This window comes from Hymenobacter sedentarius, from assembly GCF_001507645.1.
Classification (GTDB): Bacteria; Bacteroidota; Bacteroidia; order Cytophagales; family Hymenobacteraceae; genus Hymenobacter; species Hymenobacter sedentarius.
On record NZ_CP013909.1, the window covers coordinates 3,163,044 to 3,184,230 of the forward strand.

The following is a 21,187-nucleotide window of genomic DNA, read 5'->3' on the forward strand; positions in this document are numbered from 1 at the left end:
CGAGTAAATCACTAGCGCGCACGTTCTGCCAATTCCAGCAGTTCGTGCTTGAATTGGGAAAAGGAAGCAGCGGGAATCACGTTGTAGCACCCAACCGTTACCGAATGGCTTGAGCCGTGGCGCAGTTCCAACAGGGCGTAGCGCCCGCCAAAGTGGTTATCTACATCTTCGATTTGAGAAGCTGACCAGGTGCGGGTAAACCGCCGGGCCAAGCTCCGAAAGGTCGTCGGACCCACCGCCGCGGTGCCGGTGGGGAGCGTCGGTGGGTGGTCGATAAACCACGCGCCCTGAGTAACGCGCAGCGCACCGGCGTTATCCACTTGGACGGCCAAGTCAATGCCGGAAGAATCGTAGAAGGCATAACGAAGCACGCTGTCGGCCGGGAATAGCTTCGCCGCTTGTCGCGGCGCGTCCGCTAAATGGCGCTGCAACCAGTATTCGGGCAGGGTTTTCTCTTCGTAGGCGAAGTAGAGCACCCCCAGCGCAAGCAGGCTGGCACCAACAAGCAGGACACGCCGCCTTGAAAGGAAGTGATAAACGACAAGTAGACTCATAGACGGCAATAAACGCTCTAGTTTGACTAGTTTAGGAAAAGGTGGACACGCGCACCCTGGCCTGAGGCACCTACCGCGTCTTTGAGCAGCCGGTGGGGGAGTACCGCCAGTGTCGAGGTCGGGAAGTGGTCCGCCTGCAAGTCGGCCTGTACTTGCTCTAACGCTAACATACCGGCGGCCGGGGTCCAGGCTTTAACAAAAAGGTATAAATAGCGCAAAGGAGGATTGAACCATGGGTCACCACACGGGGAAGGTATGCTGTGACCGTTGCAGGTCCTCGGCTAAATTTTGGTGCTCATAAGCTGACTCGCCGGTTCTAGCAGTGCCGAGCCAATCGGCAATGATGTTACAAACCCACACCTCCTAATCGGCCAACTCACTTAAGTTCTCCTACCAATCCCGGCAAGGGCATCGAGAATCATAAGTTTTTGGAAATATTTCAAAGATTTCTTAAATTGTATTTAAGTAATATAGGCACCAAATGCACGTTTCTGAAGCCTATTTAAATTGCACTGAGGTAACAAATACTTAGACTTAATTAAATTGCTGTTAAACAAGGATATGCGAGCAGATTTTAGTTTAATAGCATGCTAAAAAAAGCGGATGCGCCTCATTTGTGAAGAAATAGGGGTGACAAATAGAGGTGACATATGGGTGACGCATAGGTTATGCATTATGAATATTGCAAGTGCGGCAGGGATTGGTTTACCTTTGTCGCAGAGCTTTGAACCCTAGTCAAAAGGCCGTCCGGAAGTGGCAAGCCCTCGCCATCCAGGATGCCGGTCGATAAGGGAATCAGTAGCTGAAAAACAGCAGTGCCATGTAGATGGCTATACGTTATTCTTCTTTACCATGAATCATGCATCAGAAAAAGCCTCCTGCAAACGTATGTAAGTAACCATCACAGAACATTGTGCGCCAGCACACAACCAAGATAGCGAGGTGGTACTCTCGGTGACGAAATTTAACAAGTTGCGGCGTACAGATTCGCCCACACAGGGAGGGCAGGAGCCTCGCCCTACTACAGAAAAGCATGCGCCAATCACCAGCACCATGTCAGCGTCCGCTGGTCAACCTGACTAATAGGGGCAGCTCCGCCAGGAGGGGACTGGCAGCACCTTACACGTCTCGGGCCTAAGCCAGAAGAAAGCCCGCGACCGGCTACCGGTGCTCCTTGAAGCCTAGCGGAACCCTGACCATCCTCCTTACTAACGATTTATTACGCCAACCCCACAAGGGATGCAGAACCCTGTACCCTGAGCTTTCCTTCAATACCCGGCTTACCATCGCTACAAGTAAGCTCTCATTTCATTCCAAACCATGCTCATCAACACCACAACCGTTCGAGCGTTAAAACATCGACCCCACCGCAGTAAAGGGTCGCATTTCCTCCTCATCAACGCATGTAAAGCTAAAGCACGCTAGAATGGAGAAGCAGGTGGGGAAGAGCAACGCAGACACACGCATTGGCACAAAGATGTTTGATGTGGGTTTGTACGGTGGTGACGGGATAGTAGTACGTGGTAGGCAAGTAATAGACAATAGAGGTAGTGTATACTCTATTAGAATACATACCTACTACGTCATGATAGATACCTACTACATACCTAATAGGTAACTAGTACATTTCATCTTATTAGTATTACTACTACTCTCTTCTCTAAAGTATAAGCGGGAGGGATACATAAATGTGTGTCATTTGACATAAACTATTGATAATCACGTCATATAAAAAATAATTACCCCCATCTTTTTCAAGCTGTTCGAATAATATTCTGATTATCAACCTGTTTAAGCATAAGTTTTTGAAAGTGACAAAATATTTCACTTTCCTAAGAAGTAAAAAGAGTGTATTTTTGGTATGTAAGGAAAATAAGGAAAGGATAAGCCTTGTAAGACGACTGAAGGCGCTTTTCACTTGGTACCCTGCCGAAACTTAAGCGGTCACAAAAAAAACATTAATTGCACAAAAACACTATGCGGCTTATTGCCGATGTAGTGAAGGAAACCTCATGTCCATACCTCAGAAGAAGATTTACACCATCTACCTGCCTATTGCCCTGGTTAACGCCATCGACGCGATGCACATAGACGGGGTGAGACGCACCACCGCCATCCAAATAGTGTGGAGCATCCTGCTCTGCCAAAAGAGAGCCTTCCGCGACGAAGAGTCCTTTGTAACCATACCCCGGAGCTACTTCCTGGCCATCAGTTCCAATTGTTACCGGGCCTTAACCCCCCTGAAAGAGGTTACTACCCATCATGGCGCCCCCCAGGCCATTGTAGAAGTCGAACGCAACGCCCAGGGCAAGGAAAGCTATAGCAAGGACAAAAGCAGGCCCAAGGGCTACCGCGTTAACCCGAAGTTCCTGAAGGGGCCGTTGGTTACGGTCACGTACACCGGCGATAGCAAGCGCCGAAAGCAGCGAACGTTGAGTGCCCAAATGCATACGTGGCTTCAGTCGGACTCTGCCCAATTGACCATCGAGGGCGACGAGGCCCGCCGCTACACGAACGACTACGTCAGCAACCTGGACCTGCAGGAATGGCGGGTAGACGATACCAGTGCGGAGTACCGCGACGACGAAGTGCTCATCGATGTGCGTTTTGGCACACGCAGCAAGACGTACAATTGCAAGACGCGTGCGCTTTTGAAGAAACTGCACCAGGCGGGTAACGGGGAGCAAGTTTTTCGGGCAGGCAAAGGCGGTTTCGTGGTGGCTACCGCAAGTGAATTCAAACGCCGCAAAGTGGATGACATCCTCAGGGGATGGAAGCGAGCCATCCGGGGCCTGGAGGAAAACAGCTTTGAGCCGGAACGCGTCAGCACCAACAACCGGCTGGTGACCCAGCTTACGGAGTTCCCCAAGCAACTCCTGCCCTTCGTCCTGGTGGACGGAGTAGAGCTGGAGGAGGTGGACATTGCAAACTCGCAGGTGGCGTTCCTGGTGTTCGTATTGGAACACGGGGACATCCTCGGTGCCGGGTTGACAATCCCGCCCCTGACGTCCTCGCCCGAAACCCGTCGGTTCTTTGAGGAAGCCAAAGCCGGTACCATCTACCAGGACTTTGCGCGGTGCTGTGGCCGCGAAAGGGACTGGGGCAAGCGGGAAATATTCCGGCTCCTGTTTTCCAGTAACCCCGCGCAGTGGCCGAGTTGGAAGAAGTTCGTGGAACAATACGGTGCTGTCGCTACCTGGCTGCTGGAATTCAACCGCGTCAACCAAGAACGGTTCGGCAACGAGGACGCTCCGCGAAACCTCGCGGTGTATCTGCAACGGCTGGAAGCCGACATCATGATTGACCGGGTCTATCCGCGGTTGAAGCAGGCAGAGTTGACCGCTTTCACCAAGCACGACAGCCTGCTATGTCCGCCCTGGGATTGCCGGGAAGCCACGGCCATCATGAAGCAGGTCTTTGCCGAGGTCGGTTTCGAGGCCGTTGTTAGTATCAAACCAACAATACATCCTCCAGTAGCTGCACCAATTATACAGCCGTCCGTGACGCTGCCTTGGCCCACTACACCAACCTTGTCCTGGAAGGCAAGCAGCTCCAACGAATTGCTTTCTGAGGATGACCTACAAGACTTGTTAGATGTGCTCGGTTCCCTGGAAGAAAGCCAGGGCCAAGTGCTCTAAACAACCAATCCTAAAACCATTTACCTAAATCCTTTTCCGGCAGGGCATAAACAATAAGCCTTGCCTTTTTCAACAACAACATGAACAACACACTTACCCCAGCACCCCTCGCACCGGTCGTAATCCAGGCCCTACACAAGCGTTTTCAGGCCATTCACCCACTGCTAACCGGTTGGAATGGATTTCGTCGGAGGACCGCGCTGGAATCCAAGCGGCTCGGCATCCGCAATGCCTGTGACCTTTTAGAACGCGAGTTCTACCACGAGCCTGCCCGCAAGGCCCTCGACAAAGCTTACCACATCATCATGGACGAGCTAAACGACATTATATGCGAAGTAGAGGAATTGGCGGAGGACGCTAAGAAAATAGAAGAGTACGGCCTAAAGGAGTGCCTAGAAATACTCGGACGGTTTGCAGGCTACGAAATGGCCGTAAGGACCACTTATGCCGAGGTGTTAAAATTGGAGGCTAAATACTTGATTAACCTTCGAAAGAACAGGAGACGTTATAATTAAATATAAAACAGGTCCCACCCGCAGGCCCCATAGACTTCGCTTTTAACTAACGGTCCAGGGGTAGCCTTACTAGGATTTACCACTGGAAATTCAAATCACAAATTTTTTTTTCTGGCCTTTGTTTTGGCATGGGGGGTACTAGAACTATACCAGTCGTTTCCAGTAACAAAAGTAACTGGCGTATAACACAGGCGTTCTCCACCACATTGCCAAATTATACCCCCCCCCCATCCAGAAGGGGGTACGAGCCGGGGAGGAGGGGGCTAAAAAGATAAAAACAGCCTTTTTAAGCTCCCTCACCTTTGCAGGTAGTAGTCAAATTGCTGTTTGAAGCAGCGTAGAGGCCAAAATATTCCGTTTAGGCAGGTACAAAACGGGGCCTTAAGCCAATGCTTTTAAGCGTTAGGGGAGCTTTAAACCGGGGTTTAGTGCAATACGGAACGTATAATTTCTTATTTACTAACTTGGTAAAATCTTTGTTTTATAGGCCTTCAAGCGATTCTGAACAGTATCGCTTTCGCATTAAAGCATTGTATCCTTTTAGGAAATGCAAATTCTTTTCTCATGACCCTAGCAATTGCAAGCATCAAGTAGATATGCGATGCGTTAGTTACTGAAAGATTTTGTGAGCTTCAGCCTTAGCGATGTCTCCCCGGTGTTTGTAGTGCTTCTGGACCATGATGGTGTTCTTGTGACCCAACCAAGCGGCCACCGTGGTTTCCGAAACTTGTCGTTCAAAACAGTTATTAACAAAAGTCTTACGGCCCACTTTGCTGCTGATAAAGTGCCATTTGGGTTTGGTGCTCGGGATGCCGCTAGCGCCGTTAAAGTTGGTTACTGTGAATTCCCGTTGCAGACTTTGGACCTTCTGGGCGATTTGCTTCAAAGCTTGGTTGAAGTGGTTGTTGGGGATAGGAGTGAAACTATAATTGTTGCGTTCCAGGATTTCTTCGGCCCGTTTGCTCAAAGGAATGCTGACCAAACTGTTCACTTTCTCCTGATTCAAACGGATTTCCTTGTACTTGCGACCTTTGCGGTCCATCACTTCGTAGACGGCGGCGCGAGAGATGCAACCGTCCACTTGACGCAAACCCGTCTCGCAAAAGACTAGGAATTGTTCCCTTACTTGAAGCTGCAAGTCTCCCTTTAAGGAAACGTTCGCAAACTCGTCCAACTCCAGGGCATCCAGGTAGACTACGTTCTCGTTGGCCAAGTACTTAACCTTCTCAAATTTTTTAAAGAATGCCGTGGGCAATCCTAAGTCATCCGCGAAATATTCGTAGACGGCCCGGGTCAGGGTGAGCACATTCAAGATGCTGCTGTTTCGCCACCTGCTGCCGTCCTTGTTGGGCTTGGTGGCTAACCAATGTTGCAGCTCCGTTAACATTTTCAAGTTGACTTCCTGAATTTGCAACTGCGGGTTCCAACTCCGCATTACACTTTTTAGGTAGAGGTAATTCTTCCGGGTAGCCTCTTTTTTCATGCTCTTTGCTACAAGGATGAATTCGTCAATTCGATTGGAGAACAAATCCCGTTTAATTTCTTCGTTTTCATCTTGTCCGCGCTGGCGGCGAAGCAATTGCTTGGCTTCTGCCAATTCCCGTTGCAAGCGTTCAATTTGGGCTTCTAGGTCGGGGATGCGGTTTTCAACGGTCGCAGTAAAACCTACCTTCAAGTTTTGGGCGCCCCTTCGGCGACTGACGGAATTGGGGTACTCGGCTTCGATACCGGCCTTGGTCAGTTCCACCTTTTGCGCTTTTTCGTTGTAGCAAGCTTGGAAAGCGGCATCTTCCAAGTCCACCACCAGGAGCCGGATGGCTTCGTTCTTTTCCCGGTGCAAAATGTCCTTGGCGCTGACCTTGCCCGTGGTTTTATTGAATTCCTTGACGGTCACCGATACCCCCGTGGTCCTTGTTACTTCTTCGCCGTTGGCGCAACGCAACATGACGTAGACGGTACCGGTGCCGTCTTCTTTGGCCGACCGAACCTTGTAGTAAATCTTGTACATTCTCAAGAGATGTAATCCCACCCATTATTGGGCATGTGCACAAGGTATTACGTGTCCACGGATATGTCCATGGCTTGTCCACAAATCGTAATTGCAAAAATTTAACGTGTTGAAAATGAGTTCAAATAATCACATAAGGTGTTTTGGTATGGAAAGGCAGAAGGGTTTCCCTTCTGCCTTTTTTTGCGGTTTGCCCAAAAAGAAATTGGCTCAACTTCGCAAAAATATAGGACAAGGGCTTCCCATTGAAGAAGACTCATTTCTTGTTGGTGATGCGCTCGTGCTAGCGGCCCACAGGGCGGGTTTCCCACCGGTGCCCGGCTTCGGATTTTGGGCATCTGCTGTCATTTGAGCCATGCGAGTTGAAAAAAGGCGCGTTGCAATGAATGCAGGCGAGCCTGGCCTCTTCGTTTTCCTTCGCATCGCCCCACGAATGCCCCGTGGTGGTTGTGCCGGCATTCCGGGGACACATTTCCGCGTTAGGGAAGGAGTTGGCTTCCGCCAGCTTACCACAAGCAGTGCACCGGTGCCGCTGCCAGACGGGTTGCTCGGAGTGGCTTTGAGATAGGCCGATTCTAGGCTGACTGACGGCGCTAAATGCCGGAACGGTAGTCATGCAAGATTGCACGCCACTACTGGCCAAGAGGAGCAGCAGGAGACTGCAGTTGTTCCACATTTGGTTCTAGTATAAAGAATTATCCAATGAGCTTCGCTACAAGGAAAGCGGAGAAATGTGGGGGCGCCCGGTTGGCGCTCGTGCACGCTTTTCGCAAAGTGGTACTGATAGTCGTCAAATCTTAATCGTTTAAACTCATCAGTGCTACCTTCGATAGCAAATATATATAAAATAATATTAGAAAGTTATTAATAATGTAAGGGCTTGCATTTTTCAGGGCATCTCATTATATGACGTTCTTTAGTAGCCGTTAACTATTGGATTGTAGAAACCCGAAGCGCCGGTTACCGCGTTTGGCTAAGTCGAGGATGGGATACCCAGACGCGCAACGGCTACACTTTATCGGCCCTAAATACCCGGCCTTGGTGTAAGGCTGAACCGCCCTGGGCGTCAAGCAAGGGGAGGGCCAAGCCGGGCCCCCGGCGTACCTTCCGCCCGTTAACTGGTCACCCCGCAGTGTATGAAGCAACTTGTTGAAAAGCACCCGCTGGCTATTCGCTGGTTTCACTGGGTCAATTTTCCGGTCCTCAGCCTCATGATTTGGAGCGGCCTGTGGATTTATTGGGCCAACGACGTGTACCGCTTGGGCTGGGGCAATACCACCTTGTTCAAGTTCTTCCCGCAGTCGTTTTACCAGGCCTTTCACATGGACCACAAGCTGGCCCAGGGCATGGCCTGGCACTTCGTGCTGATGTGGGTTTTCTTCCTCAATGGCTTGCTGTACGTGCTCTACACCTTGGTTTCGGGCGAGTGGCGCTACCTGCTGCCCACCCGCCACTCGTTCAGGGAAGCCATCCAGGTCACACTCTATGACCTGGGCCTGCGCAAGGAGCACCCGCCGGTGCGCAAGTTCAACGGCGCCCAGCAGATAGCCTATACTTCGGTGATTCTCATGGGCCTGGGGTCCTTGCTCACGGGGCTGGCCATCTACAAGCCCACGCAGTTTGGCTGGCTTACGCAGCTGCTCGGCGGCTACGAGTTTGCCCGCATCCTGCATTTTGCCCTCACCATGGGCTACGTGCTGTTTTTCATCGTGCACATTACCCAGGTGGTGCGGGCGGGCTGGAATAATTTCCGGGCCATGGTGGCCGGGTTCGAAATTGTGGAAGTGGACCCCGCCACCCACGAGCTGAAGGCTGGCCCCACGGCGCTGCCGCCCGCCGATTCGTCCCTTTTGCCCAACTAATTTTTTCTTCGGTATGACAGACGAAACTTCTGCGCCCACGCCGGCCGCAGGCCCGCGCGAGCCGCTCCCCACCGAAACGGAGGTGCTAGCCGAGGCGCGTCGTCGTTCGCGGCGCGCGTTTATTGGGCTGGGCCTCGCTGGGTTGGCTGGCCTTGGCGGGTGGAACTGGCTGTCTTCCCAGCCCAACGAGTCCGGCATTCCGCGCCCCCTGCGCAAGGTGCTCGACGCCAACGGCCGCCTGAGTAGCGCCTATTTCAAAGAAACGCGGCTGGCCCCCGAGTTTGCCCGCAGCCGGGCCCGCACGCCCCGGGTAAACGGCAAAGTCGGCCTTGACCAAGCGCTGGACCCTGCCGCGTGGCGCCTGCAGGTGCAAGGCTATGGCTCCGGTAAAGTCCAGGAATTCACCCTGGCCGACGTCCAGGCCCTGCCCAAGATTCAGATGACCACCGAGCTCAAGTGCATTGAGGGCTGGAGCGTGGTGGTGCATTGGGCCGGCGCCCGCCTCTCCGATTTCCTGGCCCGCTACCCGCTCGCCACCCGCAGCGGCCAGCCTGCCGACCCGCTCAACCCGCCCGCCGACCTGGCTCCCTACGTGGGCATGCGCACCCCCGACGGCGCCTACTACGTGGGCCTCGACATGCATAGCGCCCTGCACCCCCAAACGCTGCTGTGCTACGAGATGAACGGCCAGCCGCTCACTCCAGCGCACGGCGCGCCGCTCCGCCTTGTCACCCCGCTCAAGTACGGCATAAAGCACCTCAAGCGCATCGGTACCATCGCTTTCGCCGACACGCGCCCCAAGGATTATTGGGCTGAGCTCGGCTACGATTGGGATGCCGGACACTAAGCGGCAACTAAGCTGCTGAGCGGCATGCAAAGCCCTTTCCCGACTGATTTTACCAGCATTCCAGTAAATACAGAAAGCCCCGGCTCTATGATAAGTCGGGGCTTTTTGCTGCCTAAAAAGCAAGTGATTCTGTAGTAACTAAGTGTTCAGCCATTGAGCTGAAAAACTAGCATTAGTGCACAATGCGCAGTTCGTAGCGCTCCGGCTTACCGCCGATGGCAGGCACGTGCCAGGCGCCTACGCGGCTGGGGCCGTAGCCCAGGTTCACTTTTACCCATTCGTCGCGGGTGGGAATCAGGGCAATGATTTCCCGCTCCAGCAGGGCCAGGTCGGTGCGCAGGTTCTCCACTTCCTGCTGGCGCTCGTCGGCTTCCTGGTTGTAGCTACCGGTGGGAGGGCGCTGCTCAAATTGAGCGGCCGCAGCGGCTACTTCCTTGTCGTGCAGGGGCTCGCTTTTGAGGACGGCGGTGGCTCGTTGCAGCGCCTTTTCTGCCTCCAGGTAAGCATTCACTTTCTCTTCCAGCGGAATCAAAGCGGGGTCAAGGTAATCGAGGTTGGAAGCCATAGTGAAAGGGAAAAGGCTAGGGGATGAAAGGGCGAAGAAACTAATAACCTCCGCTGAAAACGTCAGCAGGCAAGAAAAGATACAGCTATCGGCTGGCGGCCCTCATTCGGTGGGAGCGGGGCTGGCCCCTGCGGGTCGGTTGCGCTGGCATTTCTCCCCACAGTATTTTACGTCGGCCCAATTGGCGCGCCACTTTTTACGGTATTCGAAGGGCCGGCCGCAGGTAGCGCAGAGTTTGGTGGGTAGCTGGCCTTTACGGAGTTTAGCGGGAAGCATGGGGCGTTCATTTGGGGCACTGCTACTCCAAACGCCAAGCTCCACCGCGAAGTTTTGGGTACTTTTCGGTCCCGAAGCGGTTAGTGGCGGCAATACCTTGGTTCGGCTTATTCACTGCCCGGGCTTTTCGACCTCTTTACTCATGACGACGACCACCGCCCCCGATATCCTGGGCAAGGCCCTGCTGGCCTACCATCACGGCGATGCCGATGCCGCGCTCACCGTGCATTGCAACGTGGCCGACAACGAGCCCCTGCCGGCCGCGTATTTCTTCCGCACCCTGCTGCAAATGCCCGAGCTGGAGCGCCTGGCCCTCAACGAAAGCCGGGGCCGCGTGCTCGACCTGGGCGCCGGCGCCGGCTGCCACACCCTGGAGCTGCAAAGCCGCGGCTTCGACGTGAAGGCCGTGGACGTATCGGCGGGCGCCGTGCAGGTGATGGCCGAACGCGGCGTACAGACCGTGGCCCGCCACGATTTATTTGCCCCGCTACCCACCAACGAGCTGCCCTTCGACACCATTCTGCTCTTAATGAACGGCCTGGGCCTGACGGGGACGCTAGAGGGCCTCGACAAATTTCTGGCCCATGCCCGCACGCTGCTGGCGCCCAACGGCCAGATTCTGGCTACGTCGTCGGACGTGCGCTACCTCTACGAAGACGAGGACGGCTCGCTGCTCCTCAACCTCAACGGCCCGTACTACGGCGAAGTAGAATATTCCCTGAGCTATAAAGGCGAAATGGGGGTTTCGTTCCCCTGGCTGTTCGTCGACCCGGCGCTGCTCAACGATGCCGCCGAAACCGCGGGCTACTCTGCCGAATTCCTGGGCGAGGACGACGATGAACAGTACCTCGTCCGGCTCACCCCTTTAAATTAATTTAGAATTAAGAATGAGGAATGAAGAATGAAGAATTGAGCCATTAAGTAGGGTCCTGTTCTTTACTTCTAATTTTGAATTCCTGCTGCTAAAACCTAATGACCGATACCATCATCTACCGGACCCGCTGGGCCGACATGGACCCCAACGGCCACATGCGCCACTCCGCGTACGCCGACTACGCCGCTGACCAGCGCGTAGTGCTGCTGGCCAACTGGGGCTACGGCGTGGCCGAGTTTGCGCGCCTGCGCCTGGGTCCCATCCTCTTCCGGGAAGAAACCAAGTTTTTGAAAGAAGTAAGCATCGGCGAAGAAATCCGCGTCGACGGCCAGCTGGCCTCGGCAGCGCCCGACGGCTCGCGCTGGACCATCGTGCACACCATCTACAAGGCCGATGGCCGGGTGGCCGCCACCGTAACCGTGGACGGCGCCTGGCTCGACCTCGACCGCCGCAAGCTGACCGTACCGCCCGCCGAGCTGGCCGCCGCATTCGGTACCATGCCGCTCTACGAAGCCCAACCCCGCTGATTTAGCTTTTCACCAGCGTAGAAGGCCCCGCCTTCAGCGCCTTGGTGATGCGGTCGAGCTGCTGCTGGTGATGCAGCAGGTGGTCGAGCAGGAACTCCATGACCTGGCCGATGGTGATGCGGCCGGAGCGCGGGTGCGGGAAAATGGCGCGGTTGTGCAGCCGGCTCGGGAACTCGTTAAGCAGGCGCTCGAGCTGCCGCCGCAGGGCTTCCCAGCTGTGGCGCAGCTCGGGCAACGAGGGCACCTCGCCACTATCGGTGAGGGTGGCTACCCCGCGCGGGGCCTTGAATTTGACGCCGGGCAGGCGCAGCAGCAAGCGCACCAGCTGCGCCCGCAGCCGCGTAAACAGCCCAACTTTGGGCAGCTGCTCCGCGGCGTGCACTTTCTTCTCGACGTATTTGACGATGTTGCTTTCGATGAACAGCAGGTGGTGCACCACTTGCGTGGCTGACCATTTGCCGGGAGCGGGGGCTTTGGCTGCGTCCGGCCCCAGCGCTTCGGCCGAGGCCAGCAGGTGTTCGGTGGCCCGTTCCAGTTGTTCAAACTTGAGGTGGAAGCGGTGGTTCATAGGGGTGGGATTTTTGGAGGAGCGGGCGAGGAGGCGTAAGGGCCAAAAGGTACGGCGACCAGTTGAATTAGCACGAAGCTCAACTACTGTGCCTTGATTCTCTGCATTATGCACCTTATACGGTTTGCTTTCAGCTCGCGGACCTAGTTTTGCTTCGCATGGGCCAAATCTTTTCTTCTCTGCGTGCCGCTTTGGCTACCCTGTGGCGGCCGTTGGTGGTGTTGCTGTTGTACGCGGTCTATCTGCCCTTTAGTGGCTACACGCCCGGGCAGTTCAAGTTCGACGCCGCCGAGTACTGGGAGCTGTCGCTCAAGTTCACGCAGCAAGGACATTTTTCGCTCCTGGCCTTCGATGAGCCGTTGCGGGGCTACCTGGGGCCTCTGCTGATACTGCCGGCGCGGGTGCTGTGTCACGTCACGGGCTGGCCCATGCTCGCAGGCGCGCGGGTGCTGGGAGCTGGCTGGGCCGCTTTGCTTTTTGGGCTGGCCATCCCGCAGCTGTGGGCCCAGGTGGCGCGCCGTCCGCTCAGCGTGGCACGCTGGTTCGGGCTGGTGGGGCTCGGCTTCATTTTCTGGCGCGACTATTTCAATTTTACCCTCAGCGACATGCCCGCCCTCACGCTGTTGCTGCTGGGGCTGGCCGCATTGGGCTGGCGCAGCTGGGCGTGGGCTGGCGTGGCCGGACTGCTGCTGGCGGCGGCCATCAACATCCGCCCCATATACGTGGCCAGCGTGCCCGCCTGCTTGTGGCTACTGTATGCACTGCCGCGGCCCTCGCAGCAGCTGTGGCGGCGTACCGCCAGCCTTGTAGCCGGGGCGGCCCTCGTGCTCTTGCCCCAGTGGCTTATCAACCAGCGCTACTTTCAGCAGCCCACGCCTTTGGTGCTGGCCGGCCTGCCCAGCAGCCGTCCCCTATACCTTAAGCAGCTTGGTTGGGGCACCAGTTTCCAGCGCTACGAGTCCAGCCTGATTTCAGAGATTCCCCGCTCCCTGGTCTTCGCCGACCCCGCTGGGCAGCGAGCAATGGCGAACATGCCCGGCCGCAGCTTCACGAGCTATGGGCAGTACCTCAAGTTTGTTGTTCGTCAGCCGCTGGCAGTGGGATGGCGCTACCTGCGGCATCTGTTCAATGGCCTGGATATTCGATTCCCCACGCCTTATCCCACACAGCTGCACCCACCGGGACAAGCAGCATTGCGCCTGCTCAACTATGCCCTGCTGGGGCTAGGCGCCTGCTTGGCAGTGGTTGGCTTGCGTCGTTCTGGCCGGCCGCAGTTTGATACTGATTCTGTGCCTGCTGCTGTAATGGTTGCGCTGTTGCTGCCGTGTTTGCTGGTGCTGCCTACATTGATGGAGTGCCGGTTTCTACTGCCGCTGCACCTGCTGGCGCTCACGGGCGTTGCGGCGTGCTGGCAGCCAGTGAGGTGGTGGCGGACGCTGGGCTCGCCACTGCGGCGGGTAGCGGTGCTGGGGCTGGCGTTGGGCTGGCTGTGGGGCTGTTGGCAGCTCTCCGAATCTACGGCCCAGCAGCTGCGCCCGCCTAGTGAGGCGCCACAGGAATAATTCGCGGCATCAAAGCGCACAAAAAAGCCCCGACGGTGGATACCATCGGGGCTTTTTTGATGTGAGAATCTTTCTTAAGCCTTGGCGTAGGTTACTTCCTTTACCGCTTTCACCACGCGGGCCACGTTGGGCAGCGAGGCTTCGATGAGGGTAGGCGCGTAGGGCAGGGGCACGTCGGCGCAGGTAATGCGGATGACGGGGGCATCGAGGTAATCGAAGGCGCGGCGCTGCACAATGTAAGCCAGCTCGCCCGAAAGGCTGGCCAGGGGCCAGGCTTCCTCAATTACCACCATGCGGTTGGTCTTTTTCACCGACTCCACCAGGGTGTCGTAGTCAATCGGCCGCACCGAGCGCAGGTCAATTACTTCGGCCTCGATGCCTTCCTTGGCCAATTCATCGGCGGCGGCGTAGGCAATCTTCATCATTTTGCCGAAGCTTACCAGGGTCACGTGCTTGCCCTGACGCACTACGTTGGCTTTGCCAATTTCGAGGATGTATTCTTCTTCGGGCACTTCGCCCTTGTCGCCATACATCAGCTCCGACTCCATGAAAATCACCGGGTCAGGGTCGCGAATGGCGGCTTTCAACAGGCCTTTGGCGTCGTACGGGTTGCTGGGCACCACTACTTTCAAGCCGGGCGTGTTGGCGTACCAGTTCTCGAAGTTCTGCGAGTGCTGGCTCGAGAGCATACCGGCGTTGCCGGTAGGCCCGCGGAACACGATGGGGCAGGAATACTGACCGCCCGACATCGAATACAGCTTCGCGGCCGAGTTTATCACCTGGTCGATGGCCACCAGCGAGAAGTTGAACGTCATGAATTCGATAATCGGAATCAGCCCGTTGGCGGCCGCGCCTACGCCGATGCCGGCAAAGCCGAGCTCGGCAATCGGGGTGTCAATCACTCGCTCCGGCCCGAATTCGTCGAGCATGCCTTGGCTCACTTTGTAGGCGCCGTTGTACTCGGCTACCTCTTCGCCCATCAGGAATACCCGCGGGTCGCGGCGCATTTCCTCGGACAGGGCCTCGCGCAAGGCCTCACGAAATTGAATTTGACGCATGATATTCTTTAGGTAAAAACCGGTTTTGAGCCGTTGGGCAAAGCTACGATGAGCCAGCCGGATGGACAACGATTACCGCAGCGCCTCGCGAAATACCTTGCCCTGGGCATAATCCTGAAATTCGAGGTCTTCCACGGCGCGCTGGGCGTAGCTGCGGTCCAGCGCCACGGCCTGCTTCAGGTATTCGCCCATGGCGGCTTCGTCTTTCTGGCGGGCGGCTACCACGGCCATGCCGTAGAGCGGGGCGGCGGCCGAGGGGCGCAGCTGGTGGGCCAGACGGTACTGCTCCAGGGCCGAGTCGTAGCCTTCGCGGCCCACCAGAATCAGGCCCTTATTTAGGGCGTTCTGGTAGGAGGGGCCGGCGTATTGCAGGCTGCGCAGGGCTTCGTCGGGCTGGCCTACTTCGATTTCGAGGGCCGCGCGGTCCGAGAAAATCTTGCGCAGCAGCGCCCGGTCGCCGCCCAGCTTGATGGCATAGTCGTAGTTCTGCAGGGCTTCGAGGCGGTCGCCGGCGCGGTGGTAGGCCGTGGCGGCGTGGTAGAAGAACTCCGCGGTGGGGTTGCGGTGGGCGGCCAGGGTGAAGTTGACAGCCGCACGGCGGTAGTAGGCCTTGCGGATTTTCTCAGTCGGCTCTTTTTCGGCGCGCTGCAGCAGCACCACACCCAGGTTGTGGAAGGCTTCCCAGCTGTTGGTATTGGCGGCTGCGGTCTCGTAGATGCGCTGCTTTTCGGCCAGCAGTGGCGTGAGCGTAGCCGAGTAGCGAAGCTCTTCGGGCGTGAGGGCGTCGGCCTCTACTTGCTTTTCCACAATCTTTTTCGAGAGCAGGTACACCTCCGAATCGTAGCGCTTGGGAGCACTGTAGGTGACGGCCACGGTGCCGAACCGCAGCACCGGGTAGATGTACTGCTCGATGTAGTCGAAGTACGTGAGCCGGTGCAGGGCCTTCTCCTTTTCCTCAAACGTGCCCTTGGTATCGTTGATAATGCTGACCACCGAGTCCATTTGCTCGGGCTTGAGGGCCGAGGTGGTGACCTTGCTCAGGAAGGTGTCCCAGCGCCGGGTATAGGCCAGGGTGTCGAAGCGAATGTCTTCAACCTTGTTGAGGTACGAGAATTTCTTCACGCGCTGCTTGTAGTAATAGAGCAGCATGCGCACGCGCTTGCTGGCCAGCAGGCGGTTGTGGGCATCGAGCGAGTCGGGCGAGTGGCCGGCGATGATGAGCACCTGCTTGGTTTGCTGATTGGCGTCAATCAGGTCTTCCAGGGCCTGCACGTTGGTGCCGAGGTAGCCCCGGATAAACCATTGGCCTTCATCGAAGTAGAAGGGCAGCACGCGGGTGCCGCTCATGTTATTGCTAGCACGCTCGGGCAGGAAGGTCAGCACCGTGTCTTCGCGGGTGACCTGCCGGGCCGGGTCGGCGATGCCGCGGGCCACGCGCACGTCATCGGCGGCGCGCAGCACGCGGCCGTTCTTTTTGAGCTCGCGCACCTGGGCGTGGGCCAGCAGCTCGCCGGGGTTGCGGCCGGGCGTATTGGGCAGGCTGAACTTTTGGGTGGCTACCAGAAAACCCTTGTTCTCGTCGTCGTACACGTAGTTGCCGGATGTGAAGGCGATGCGGCCCAGGGTGTCTTCGCGCAGGCCGTGCTCGTAGCGGTAGCGCACCAGTAGCTCGTAGGCCACGCCCTTGTGCAGGTGCTTGGCCGGGGCGCGCGCCACTACCTCAAACGGGACTGACTCGCCCGAAGCCGTGAGCGGCGAGGGGCGGGCCACCACGGTGCGTCCGGTTTCGGCTTGCTTCAGCACCCGCGGCAGGGTGCAAGCCGATAGCAAAAGGGTGGCTGCCAGGAGCCCGTGGGCCAGCGGCCGCGAAATATTTATCATTAAAAAGCGCAACGCAGGAAAACGAAAACCTACCCTTCAAACGTAAAAGCCCCTGAAATAGTCGGTGCTGGGCTGGCAAACTTACGTTCATCCGCTTGCCCTGGCCCCGCTAAAGCCCTATCTTAGCCCAGGGAATTTATCTTTTGCTACCCGCTCCCGCCCATGAATCGGTTTACCAACTACTTGGAAACGCAGTCTTTCGGCTTGTGTTCGGCGCTGGCCCAGCGCTGGGGCTTTAGCACGCGGAGCGTCCGGCTGTCGTTCGTTTACGCCTCGTTTTTTACGTTTGGTTCCCCCATCGTGCTGTACTTCGCGGGGGCCTTCTGGATGAACGTGCGCCGGGCCATGCGCCAGCAGCGCAGCACCGTCTGGGATTTGTAAAGCAAGCCGCCCCAGGCTATTTTGGGACAGTTTTACGAACTTCCCAATGGCCCCGACCATTCACATTGCGGTGATGCTGGCTTGCTGGTATGGCTACACCAAACTGGCACGCGAACCATTCGAACGCCTCATGGCCCAGCCCCAGCAGCTAAATGGCTGGGTTTGGCTTTACCTCAAAGTACTGTTGCTGCTGGTAATTCTGCCCTTTGTGGTGGCCGATTCGCTCTGCATGGCTTTTCTGACGAATTGGGACTACAACCGCACTGTGGTACTTGCGCCCCACTTTATAAATCTAGTGGGGTACAAACGCTTCGCGGAGTTCATACGGGCAGCTTTGCGTTCCTAGCAACTGCCGAAATACCCAATTGGGAGAACTTCTTTTTGCCTTGGGCAAAGTAGGCCCAAACCAGGCTGCCTGCGTACACGCCGGGCCGGTCTTTCACTAGCAGGTGCGGCCGGGCGGCTCTCCGCTTGTTGCGCCAGTAGCTGAGCTTCTTATAAAAGCTAAAGTGCGCCCGTAGCACAGCCATGAAGTTGCCGCCCTGCCCGCTAGCCAAAAAGCGCAGCCCGGCTACGCCGTCCAGAAGCAGGCGTTGGAGCATGGCGCCAAATAGCTCGCCCGGCGCCGCGTTTTTATAAAGCAGGGCCAAGCCGTTGCGGAAGTTGAGGTAGGTTTTGCGGGGGTTGCTTTTGGGAAGGGTGCCGCCGCCCACGTGGTAAACGGCGCTGCTGCCGTGGTACCACACTTCGTGCCCGGCATTCCAAAGGCGCCAGCAGAAGTCAATCTCCTCCATGTGCGCGAAAAAGGCCGGCTCCAGCCCCCCGAGCTCTTGCCACGCCGAGCGCCGCACCAGCAGGCAGGCGCCGCTGGCCCAGGCCACAGGCCGAGGGTCGTCGTACTGGCCGTGGTCTTTCTCGAGGGTATCGAACAGGCGGCCGCGGCAGAACGGGTAGGCCAGGCGGTCGAGGTAGCCGCCCCCGGCCCCGGCGTATTCAAAATAGGTCGGGTCGGCTTGGGCCAGGATTTTGGGCTGCACCGCGGCAATGCGCGGGCTTGCTTCCAGCAATCCGCGCAGGGGGCGCAGCCAGCCCAGGGTCACTTCCACGTCGGAATTGAGCAGCACCACAAAGTCGCTGTCAACTTGGGCCAGAGCCTGGTTGTAGCCCTCGCAGAAGCCAAAGTTGCGGTCCAGCAGCAGCAGCTCCACCAGCGGAAAGTCGCGCGCGAGCAGCTCAACCGAGTCGTCCGTGGAGGCGTTGTCGGCCACGATAACCCGGGCCCCATCGGCGTGGTCTATCACCCCGGGCAGGAAGCGGCGCAGGAAATTGGCGCCGTTCCAGTTCAGAATGACAATTGCGACGTCGGCACAGGGCTTCAATGAAGATGGAGGAATGAGAGATGAGGGATTTTCTCCACTCAAGTCAGGGCTTGTTTCCGCTTGCTTAGCCTGCAATTCTTCTTTGCTCATTCCCAATTCCGCATTAAGCATGGCGTCTGGGCTAGACGCCAAAACCGCTCAAGTCGAGGCCTGGTACGTTGGGCATCAGGCCGCTGGTTTTGCGCTGCAGCTCCTGGCGGGCCAGCTCGGCGGCTTCGTCCAGGGCCTTGTTCACGGCGGCCACCACCAGGTCGGCCAGCATGTCGCGGTCCTGCGGGGTGAGCAGCGTTTCGTCAATTTCGAGCTTGAGGAGCTTGCGGTGGCCGCTGGCCGTGGCGCGCACCAAGCCGCCACCGGCTTCGCCCGTGGCCGTGATGTGTTGAATTTCCTGCTGGGCCTGCTGCATTTTGTCTTGCAGCTCTTTCACTTTGCCCATCATGCCGGTTAGGTCGAATGCCATGGTCGTTGGTTGTCGTTTGTCAGGTGAGGAATTGTCGGGTTAGCAATGAACAAGGAAAAGGCGGGAAAGTGCGCAGAACTTTGGCACCGCGCCGCCGGATTCCAATTCGTAACCGGACAAAGGCTGTTTGATTATTTGAGAATAGTAACCGAGCCCGTAGCCGTAAACGGCTTGCTGCCGTCTTCGTTGGCTTGCTCAAACCGCCATACGTAAGCGCCGGGCACGGGGGCGTGCCCGCGGATGGTACCATCCCAGGCGTCGCTGCGCTGGGTACCCCGAAAAACCTCCTGCCCGTTGCGGTCCACAATCAGAAAGGTGTAGTTCTGCAGGTACTTGCCTTTTACTTCGAGCACGTCGTTCAGCCCGTCGCCGTTGGGCGTGAAGGCCGTGGGGATGACGAGGGCCAGTCGACGGACCACGGTGGCCGTGTTGGAGTAGCTGAAAGTGCCCGCCGGCAGGCCGGCTCCACTGATTTGCAGGCGGTAGCGCAGCACCTGCCGGTCGGTGGGCGGGGTTAGGTCGGTGTAGGGGCTGCCACTCACAGCCACGGTGCTTAGCACAGAGCCATCGGCGGCCAGGCGCTGCAGCGCGTAACGGGCGGCCACGCTTGGGTCGGGGCCGGTGAAAGGCGTCCAGCTCAACGTGGCAGTGGTGCCGTCGGGGTCGGCCGCGGTGGTGGAAAGCAGGGCTGGGCAGGCCGCGGAGCTTTCCGGCGAGGCATTGCCGCACACGTCGGTGAGGCGCACCGCGTAGCAGGGCCGCTGGATTAGCAGGGCATCCATGCCCGCCGAATCACGCTGCACCCGGGTGCTGGTGGCGGTGCCGAAGTCGGCGGCTGGTTTTCCGCTGGCGGTGCGGGTGTAGCGTAGGGTGCTGCCGGTGGTGAGCCCACCATTGGCCAGAATCGGGGTCAGCTCCACCACGTTGCGCAGGTTGAAGCTGGCCACCAGCCGCGGCCGTGCCGGCGCCAGAGCCGATTGCGTGGTAATGGAAACGGAATTAGAAACCGAGGTTACGCCGCCCGGCTGGGTGGCGGTGATGACGTAGGTGTAAGTGGTGCCGCATTCCACGTTGGGGTCTTCGAGCCCGCCTGGGATGAAGACGAAACCAAATAGGGGCTGGCCATTACGCGTTACGCTGTACGTGCTGCCGGTACCCGCGTCGTTGAGCTGCAGCTGGTTGCGGTTTTGGGTTGAGCTGCCGGTCAGGCTGAGCGTGCAGAGCAGGGGCGAAAAGGCCGAATCGAGGTGGCAGGGGTCGGTGCGACGCAGGCGGTAGCAGCCGGCCGCGGCGTTGGATAAGGTGAGGCTGGTGCTGTTGGCGGCCACGGTCGCCACGGAGCGGAAGCCACCCGGGAGGCTGGCATCGGCTCGTTGCAGGGTGTAGGTATAGCCGGCCGGAAGCTGGCCAACATCTAAGGTTGCAGTGCCGCCCGGCAGCGGGGCCTGCAGCGCCAGGCGGGTGAAGGCTGGTGCGGGCGCTGGTGGTAGCGGAACTACGGTCTGCGTGCTGGCGCCCCCGCACGCGCCGACGGCCGTATAAGCGCCCGTGACCGTGATGGAGGTAGCGCCCGCCGCCAGGCTTACCACCGTCGGCTTGTTGCGTAGGATGGGTTGAGCTGGCCCAGCACCCGCTTGCACGGTGTAGCTGTCGTACTTCGCATCCGTGACGGTGACCAGGGCCGAGCTGCTGGGGCAGGGCGCCACACTGAAGGCCGGCGCCACCGTATCATAGACCCGAAACGTGCGGATATAGTACGTAGAAGGAGCACCAACCCCACCGGATTGCGCATTTGCCAGCTCCGAAACCGTGACCTGGCCCACTTCAGCTTTGGTGGGGGTGTACACGTACGGCAGTGGGTTGGGAGGGCTGCAGGAAGGCAGAAAGGTGCTGCCCACGCCGGGCTTTACGCCGTAAAACAACAGGCTGTTGGGAATATTGCGGCCCGCGCACTGCTCGAACCGCACGCTGCGGCCCACACAGAAGGCCTGCACTTCCTGGCCAGTGGCTACATCAACGGCAGTGAAGGTGCAGGGCGGCGGGTTGGGCGAAGCGCACGACTGAGCCCGCGCCGCGCCAGCCCCCAGCCAGAGAAGAACGATGAAAACAAGACGGCTCAGCAACTTCATAAGGAGCATTCAAAACGCTGCGCAGGTATCCAGGCCCCGCAAAGGCAAAATTCCAACGGCTGATTTTTCAAAGCCAGAACATGGGAAAGGCCTTACGAAAAGC

19 protein-coding genes are annotated in these 21,187 nt (G+C 57.6%); 9 read left to right on the forward strand and 10 right to left on the reverse strand.

Annotated elements, in window-relative coordinates; all coding sequences use genetic code 11:
• Positions 1–11 precede the first annotated feature (11 nt).
• Entirely contained in the window at positions 12–554 is a 543-nt protein-coding gene (locus AUC43_RS12995; protein WP_157781071.1) for a hypothetical protein, read from the reverse strand.
• Between the two features lie 2,012 nt (positions 555–2,566).
• On the opposite strand from AUC43_RS12995, the gene AUC43_RS13005 reads away from it, so the two are divergent.
• Both AUC43_RS13005 and AUC43_RS13010 read left to right on the forward strand, forming a co-directional pair.
• A complete protein-coding gene (locus AUC43_RS13005) occupies positions 2,567–4,192 on the forward strand; it encodes a hypothetical protein (protein ID WP_068194258.1) in 1,626 nt (541 codons plus the stop codon).
• An 80-nt stretch (positions 4,193–4,272) separates the two neighbouring features.
• Positions 4,273–4,707: a hypothetical protein gene (locus tag AUC43_RS13010; RefSeq protein WP_068194271.1), complete on the forward strand. Its 435-nt coding sequence runs from the start codon at positions 4,273–4,275 to the stop codon at positions 4,705–4,707.
• 610 nt (positions 4,708–5,317) lie between these two features.
• Here the strand turns inward: AUC43_RS13010 and AUC43_RS13015 are convergent.
• Positions 5,318–6,715: a site-specific integrase gene (locus AUC43_RS13015; protein WP_068194275.1), complete on the reverse strand. Its 1,398-nt coding sequence runs from the start codon at positions 6,713–6,715 to the stop codon at positions 5,318–5,320.
• Between the two features lie 1,136 nt (positions 6,716–7,851).
• Here AUC43_RS13015 and AUC43_RS13020 point away from each other — a divergent pair.
• Positions 7,852–8,577 carry a cytochrome b/b6 domain-containing protein gene (locus AUC43_RS13020; RefSeq protein WP_068194278.1) on the forward strand — a complete coding sequence of 242 codons (726 nt, stop codon included), beginning with the start codon at positions 7,852–7,854 and terminating at the stop codon, positions 8,575–8,577.
• Positions 8,578–8,590: 13 nt separating this feature from the next.
• Positions 8,591–9,424, forward strand: coding sequence for a molybdopterin-dependent oxidoreductase (locus AUC43_RS13025; RefSeq protein WP_071885913.1), 834 nt, complete (start codon positions 8,591–8,593; stop codon positions 9,422–9,424).
• A 172-nt stretch (positions 9,425–9,596) separates the two neighbouring features.
• On the opposite strand, the gene AUC43_RS13030 is transcribed toward AUC43_RS13025, so the two are convergent.
• Positions 9,597–9,989 (reverse strand): hypothetical protein, encoded by a 393-nt coding sequence (locus tag AUC43_RS13030; RefSeq protein WP_068194281.1) that lies wholly within the window; start codon positions 9,987–9,989, stop codon positions 9,597–9,599.
• Between the two features lie 102 nt (positions 9,990–10,091).
• A complete protein-coding gene (locus AUC43_RS20115) occupies positions 10,092–10,265 on the reverse strand; it encodes a DUF2256 domain-containing protein (protein ID WP_071885914.1) in 174 nt (57 codons plus the stop codon).
• A gap of 142 nt (positions 10,266–10,407) precedes the next feature.
• Here AUC43_RS20115 and AUC43_RS13035 point away from each other — a divergent pair, with 142 nt between their 5' ends.
• Positions 10,408–11,139 carry a class I SAM-dependent methyltransferase gene (locus AUC43_RS13035; RefSeq protein WP_068194288.1) on the forward strand — a complete coding sequence of 244 codons (732 nt, stop codon included), beginning with the start codon at positions 10,408–10,410 and terminating at the stop codon, positions 11,137–11,139.
• A 98-nt stretch (positions 11,140–11,237) separates the two neighbouring features.
• The gene (locus tag AUC43_RS13040; RefSeq protein WP_068194292.1) at positions 11,238–11,666 is read left to right on the forward strand and encodes a thioesterase family protein; all 429 of its coding nucleotides are present in this window, start codon (positions 11,238–11,240) and stop codon (positions 11,664–11,666) included.
• Between the two features lies 1 nt (position 11,667).
• Here the strand turns inward: AUC43_RS13040 and AUC43_RS13045 are convergent, their stop codons facing one another.
• Positions 11,668–12,234, reverse strand: a complete 567-nt coding sequence (locus AUC43_RS13045) for a DinB family protein (protein ID WP_068194295.1) — start codon at positions 12,232–12,234, stop codon at positions 11,668–11,670.
• 158 nt (positions 12,235–12,392) lie between these two features.
• Between AUC43_RS13045 and AUC43_RS13050 the strand changes: the two genes are divergently transcribed.
• Positions 12,393–13,796 carry a hypothetical protein gene (locus tag AUC43_RS13050; protein WP_068194299.1) on the forward strand — a complete coding sequence of 468 codons (1,404 nt, stop codon included), beginning with the start codon at positions 12,393–12,395 and terminating at the stop codon, positions 13,794–13,796.
• 74 nt (positions 13,797–13,870) lie between these two features.
• Here the strand turns inward: AUC43_RS13050 and AUC43_RS13055 are convergent, their stop codons facing one another.
• Positions 13,871–14,854 carry a pyruvate dehydrogenase complex E1 component subunit beta gene (locus tag AUC43_RS13055; protein ID WP_068198587.1) on the reverse strand — a complete coding sequence of 328 codons (984 nt, stop codon included), beginning with the start codon at positions 14,852–14,854 and terminating at the stop codon, positions 13,871–13,873.
• Positions 14,855–14,926: 72 nt separating this feature from the next.
• Positions 14,927–16,735 carry a tetratricopeptide repeat protein gene (locus AUC43_RS13060; protein WP_068194303.1) on the reverse strand — a complete coding sequence of 603 codons (1,809 nt, stop codon included), beginning with the start codon at positions 16,733–16,735 and terminating at the stop codon, positions 14,927–14,929.
• Between the two features lie 162 nt (positions 16,736–16,897).
• Between AUC43_RS13060 and AUC43_RS13065 the strand changes: the two genes are divergently transcribed.
• Positions 16,898–17,116, forward strand: a complete 219-nt coding sequence (locus tag AUC43_RS13065) for a PspC domain-containing protein (protein ID WP_068194309.1) — start codon at positions 16,898–16,900, stop codon at positions 17,114–17,116.
• A 46-nt stretch (positions 17,117–17,162) separates the two neighbouring features.
• On the forward strand, positions 17,163–17,462 hold the full coding sequence (locus AUC43_RS13070) for a hypothetical protein (RefSeq protein ID WP_068194311.1): 300 nt from the start codon (positions 17,163–17,165) through the stop codon (positions 17,460–17,462).
• On the opposite strand, the gene AUC43_RS13075 is transcribed toward AUC43_RS13070, so the two are convergent.
• From AUC43_RS13075 to AUC43_RS13085, 3 genes are all read right to left on the reverse strand, one after another.
• Positions 17,437–18,495 (reverse strand): glycosyltransferase family 2 protein, encoded by a 1,059-nt coding sequence (locus tag AUC43_RS13075; protein ID WP_068194313.1) that lies wholly within the window; start codon positions 18,493–18,495, stop codon positions 17,437–17,439. The two genes, AUC43_RS13070 and AUC43_RS13075, sit on opposite strands and share 26 nt — an antisense overlap.
• A gap of 121 nt (positions 18,496–18,616) precedes the next feature.
• On the reverse strand, positions 18,617–18,955 hold the full coding sequence (locus tag AUC43_RS13080; RefSeq protein ID WP_068194319.1) for a YbaB/EbfC family nucleoid-associated protein: 339 nt from the start codon (positions 18,953–18,955) through the stop codon (positions 18,617–18,619).
• A 131-nt stretch (positions 18,956–19,086) separates the two neighbouring features.
• Positions 19,087–21,084 carry a T9SS type B sorting domain-containing protein gene (locus tag AUC43_RS13085; protein ID WP_068194323.1) on the reverse strand — a complete coding sequence of 666 codons (1,998 nt, stop codon included), beginning with the start codon at positions 21,082–21,084 and terminating at the stop codon, positions 19,087–19,089.
• Positions 21,085–21,187: the final 103 nt, after the last annotated feature.

Bases quoted from the DNA above. Each gene is read 5' to 3' on its own strand.
- AUC43_RS13080 (WP_068194319.1), bottom strand. From the start codon at position 18,955: ATGGCATTCGACCTAACCGGCATGATGGGCAAAGTGAAAGAGCTGCAA.
- AUC43_RS13005 (WP_068194258.1), top strand. From the start codon at position 2,567: ATGTCCATACCTCAGAAGAAGATTTACACCATCTACCTGCCTATTGCC.
- AUC43_RS13030 (WP_068194281.1), bottom strand. From the start codon at position 9,989: ATGGCTTCCAACCTCGATTACCTTGACCCCGCTTTGATTCCGCTGGAA.
- AUC43_RS13050 (WP_068194299.1), top strand. From the start codon at position 12,393: ATGGGCCAAATCTTTTCTTCTCTGCGTGCCGCTTTGGCTACCCTGTGG.
- AUC43_RS13035 (WP_068194288.1), top strand. From the start codon at position 10,408: ATGACGACGACCACCGCCCCCGATATCCTGGGCAAGGCCCTGCTGGCC.
- AUC43_RS13015 (WP_068194275.1), bottom strand. From the start codon at position 6,715: ATGTACAAGATTTACTACAAGGTTCGGTCGGCCAAAGAAGACGGCACC.
- AUC43_RS13060 (WP_068194303.1), bottom strand. From the start codon at position 16,735: ATGATAAATATTTCGCGGCCGCTGGCCCACGGGCTCCTGGCAGCCACC.
- AUC43_RS13070 (WP_068194311.1), top strand. From the start codon at position 17,163: ATGGCCCCGACCATTCACATTGCGGTGATGCTGGCTTGCTGGTATGGC.
- AUC43_RS13045 (WP_068194295.1), bottom strand. From the start codon at position 12,234: ATGAACCACCGCTTCCACCTCAAGTTTGAACAACTGGAACGGGCCACC.
- AUC43_RS20115 (WP_071885914.1), bottom strand. From the start codon at position 10,265: ATGCTTCCCGCTAAACTCCGTAAAGGCCAGCTACCCACCAAACTCTGC.
- AUC43_RS13010 (WP_068194271.1), top strand. From the start codon at position 4,273: ATGAACAACACACTTACCCCAGCACCCCTCGCACCGGTCGTAATCCAG.
- AUC43_RS13065 (WP_068194309.1), top strand. From the start codon at position 16,898: ATGAATCGGTTTACCAACTACTTGGAAACGCAGTCTTTCGGCTTGTGT.
- AUC43_RS12995 (WP_157781071.1), bottom strand. From the start codon at position 554: ATGAGTCTACTTGTCGTTTATCACTTCCTTTCAAGGCGGCGTGTCCTG.
- AUC43_RS13040 (WP_068194292.1), top strand. From the start codon at position 11,238: ATGACCGATACCATCATCTACCGGACCCGCTGGGCCGACATGGACCCC.
- AUC43_RS13085 (WP_068194323.1), bottom strand. From the start codon at position 21,084: ATGAAGTTGCTGAGCCGTCTTGTTTTCATCGTTCTTCTCTGGCTGGGG.
- AUC43_RS13025 (WP_071885913.1), top strand. From the start codon at position 8,591: ATGACAGACGAAACTTCTGCGCCCACGCCGGCCGCAGGCCCGCGCGAG.
- AUC43_RS13020 (WP_068194278.1), top strand. From the start codon at position 7,852: ATGAAGCAACTTGTTGAAAAGCACCCGCTGGCTATTCGCTGGTTTCAC.
- AUC43_RS13055 (WP_068198587.1), bottom strand. From the start codon at position 14,854: ATGCGTCAAATTCAATTTCGTGAGGCCTTGCGCGAGGCCCTGTCCGAG.